Genomic DNA, 2,893 nt, shown 5'->3' with positions numbered 1-2,893 from the left:
AGTTGCGGGTGTGCGCGACGACGTGACCTTGGCGGAGATCGCCGCGCTGCTCGCCGTGGCGCAGGATCATGCGTTCGGCCAGCCGCCGGGAGCCCAGCTGCGGGCCACCGTGCTCGGTCAGCGCCTCGCGACGGCCGCCGGAACCGATCCGGCGGAACATGCGATCACGTGGTGGGCCTCGACGCTGCGTTTCCTCGGCTGTACCGGCCATGCCTTTGACATGGCCGTGGTGTTCGGTGACGAGATCGAGCTGCGAGCCCGCGCCCTGCGGGCTGACTTCGCGAACCCGTTCGAGGTCATGCGTCTGATGGTCAGCCATGCGGGGCCGGGCCTGTCCGGCGTGGGCCGGTTCCGGTCGGTGTTCTCGGTTCTGGCGGGTGGTCGCAGGGCCGCGGAGCTCAACTTCCGTGCCGCGTGCGAAGTCGCCGATGTCTTCGCGGTTCGCCTCGGCCTCGACGAGCCCGTGCGTGCGGCGTTGGCCGCGACCTTCGAGCGGTGGAACGGCCGCGGATTGCCGGCCGGGTCCAAGGGCGTGGCGATTCCCCGGCCGATGCGGATCGTCCAACTCGCCGGAGAGCTTGAGGTTCTCGCCCGGGTGGAGGGAATCGCGCGGGCGCTTGAGATCATCAAGAGCAGGCGTGGCAGGGCCTACGATCCCGATCTCGCCGATCTCGTCCTCGCAGAGGCGGCGGGCTGGTGGGATGGGCTCGAGCCGGTCGACTCCTGGGACGCGGCACTCGCGGTCGCCCCGCCGAGTACGCCGCTGAGCGACGCCGGCGCGCACGAGGCGCTGCTCGTCCTTGCGGACTTCGCCGATCTCAAGTCGCCCTGGACCGCCGGCCACTCCCGGGCTGTCGCAGCCCTGGCCCTGGCGGCATGCGGCCCCACCGCCCAGGCCGCCGCGTTGCTCCACGACCTGGGCCGGGTCGCGGTGCCCAACACGATCTGGGACAAGCCCGGAGCCCTCACGCGCGATGAGCGGGACCGGGCCGAGGCCCACGCGCTCGTGACCGACCAGCTCCTGCGGCGGGTGTCGTACACCGCAACGCTGGCCGGGGCGGCATGCGGGGCGCATGAGCGCGTCGACGGGTCCGGCTACCATCGACGCCTCGGCGGCGCGCATCTCGACGACGCCCAGCGGATCATCGCCGCCGCGGACTGCTACCAGGCTATGACGTCGGATCGCCCGTACCGGGCCGCGTATGCGCCCGAGGATGCTGCGGTCGAACTGCGGGCCATGAGCGCCGCCGGCCGCCTCGACGGGGAGGCGGTCGAGCGGGTCCTGGCCGCGGCGGGTCACCGTCGCGTGGCCCGACCCCCGCTCCCGGCCGGCCTGACCGCCCGTGAGGCCGAGGTGCTCCGACTGCTCGCCCTCGGCCTCACCACCCGTCAGGTCGCCGACCGGCTCGTGATCTCGGCGAAGACCGCGGATCACCACGTGCAGCACATCTACACGAAGATCGACGTGTCGACCCGCGGTGCGGCCGCGCTCTTCGCGATCGAGCAGGGCATCCTCCCGGCCAGGGCCTGACCGGTCCGGACCGGGTAGCCGGCTACGAGCGGTGGCCGGCCAGGACCGTGGTGCCGGCGCCTGCGGCCCTGGATAGGTCGATAAGTATGGGTCGATACTAGATCGCGACAATCGAGAGGAATTCCTCGAGTCCGAGGAGGTTGGCGGCGTTACGGGTGTAGACGCTGGCGCCGTGGGCGTGCGCAGTGGCCGCGATCAGCAGGTCCATGGTTCGGGCGCGCGGCTGGCGGCCGACGTCGACGACCCGCGCGGCGAGTCTGCCGTAGCTGTCTGCGACGGCGTCATCGACAGGCAACGGGTCGAAGCGTCGCTGGATCGCGCTGAGGCGGGCGAGGCGGGTCGCACGGGCCTGCGGCGTCTTGGCGACGAGGACGCCGAATTGGAGTTCCGCGATGCTCACAATGCTGATCGCCAGCTCGCCGGGGATCGGCTCGACGTCCGTCGCGACCAGGACACTGGTGTCGAGGACGCCGCGACTCACTCCGCTTCCCACGGGTCGGCGAGGGACGCGTCGACCAGGTTGCGATCGTCGGCCCACTCGGTGTCGGCGGGCTGCGCGAAGACGTCGGCGAGGTCACCCCAGCTCCGCCACGCGCGTGGCCTCACCGGACCGAGGACGGCCGCCGGCCGGCCGGCCACGGTGATGGTCAACCGTTCGCCGGCCTGGGCGCGGCGCACCAGGTCGCTGGCATGTTGTCGCACTTCCCGAAGTCCCACCTCGCTCATTCGTCAAGGGTAGCACTTGTGCTATGCGCGCAATGGTGGCCGCAATGGTGGCCGCAATGGTGACAGGCGAGGTTGCGACGCCGAAGCGGGTCGCGGGTCACGCTGACCGAGGGCCACTCCCTGGGCCCTATCCACGACGTCCTCTACGTCGGCCGCTGATGACCCAGGTTCCAGCGATGATGACGAGGGCGAACAGGAGCAGTCCGGCACCGAGCGTCACGAGGAGCCAGATGCGGTCGTGAAGCGTCAATGAACCGCTGAGGGTTATCTGGAGTGAGCCGACGGTGAACGCGATGGCCGCGGTGAAGATCGTGACGAGTTCTATCGCGCGGACGGTGGAGGTCGCCAGCGTGTGGCGGAGATCCTGGTTCGCGTCTTCCTGCTGGCGCCACCGGTCCTGCTGCTCGCTGGCCCAGTTGGCTCGCTGACGACCTTCTTTGATCATTTCGCGTTCGTGCAGATACTGTTCCTGTAACAGTTTGTGGCTCACGCGGCTGCCGATCGCGGGTAGCAGCCGGAGCGCGGAGTCGATGCTCCTGAGTGCCTCGTCGTAGCGTCCGCACATGCGTTGCCCGGTCGCGAGCCGGAAGTGGAAGATGTGGTCGTCGGGATACTCGGCGACCGCCTCGGCCGTAA

At 70.1% G+C, this 2,893-nt stretch carries 3 protein-coding genes and 1 pseudogene; 1 reads left to right on the top strand and 3 read right to left on the bottom strand.

What is annotated here, in order from left to right; genetic code table 11:
• Window positions 1-1,531: HD domain-containing phosphohydrolase (locus U9977_RS26650; protein ID WP_322752025.1), on the top strand; the 1,531-nt coding region annotated here is incomplete at its 5' end.
• Between the two features lie 97 nt (window positions 1,532-1,628).
• Here the strand turns inward: U9977_RS26650 and U9977_RS26645 are convergent.
• The 3 genes and pseudogenes from U9977_RS26645 to U9977_RS26635 form a co-directional block, all read right to left on the bottom strand.
• Window positions 1,629-2,012: a type II toxin-antitoxin system VapC family toxin gene (locus tag U9977_RS26645; RefSeq protein ID WP_322752024.1), complete on the bottom strand. Its 384-nt coding sequence runs from the start codon at window positions 2,010-2,012 to the stop codon at window positions 1,629-1,631.
• Window positions 2,009-2,257 carry a type II toxin-antitoxin system prevent-host-death family antitoxin gene (locus tag U9977_RS26640; protein WP_322752023.1) on the bottom strand — a complete coding sequence of 83 codons (249 nt, stop codon included), beginning with the start codon at window positions 2,255-2,257 and terminating at the stop codon, window positions 2,009-2,011. Before U9977_RS26640 ends, U9977_RS26645 begins: the two co-directional genes overlap by 4 nt.
• Before the next feature lie 127 nt (window positions 2,258-2,384).
• Window positions 2,385-2,893: pseudogene (locus tag U9977_RS26635) on the bottom strand (hypothetical protein); the annotation flags it as partial.

Origin of the sequence: Protofrankia sp. Cas8, assembly GCF_963555845.1 — a bacterium.
Lineage (GTDB): Bacteria > Actinomycetota > Actinomycetes > Frankiales > Frankiaceae > Protofrankia.
The sequence above is the reverse complement of the archived record's forward strand: the minus strand, read 5'-3'. Positions and strand labels throughout refer to the sequence as shown.

Coding starts and splice junctions, on each gene's coding strand:
- U9977_RS26640 (WP_322752023.1), bottom strand. CDS start 2,257: ATGAGCGAGGTGGGACTTCGGGAAGTGCGACAACATGCCAGCGACCTG.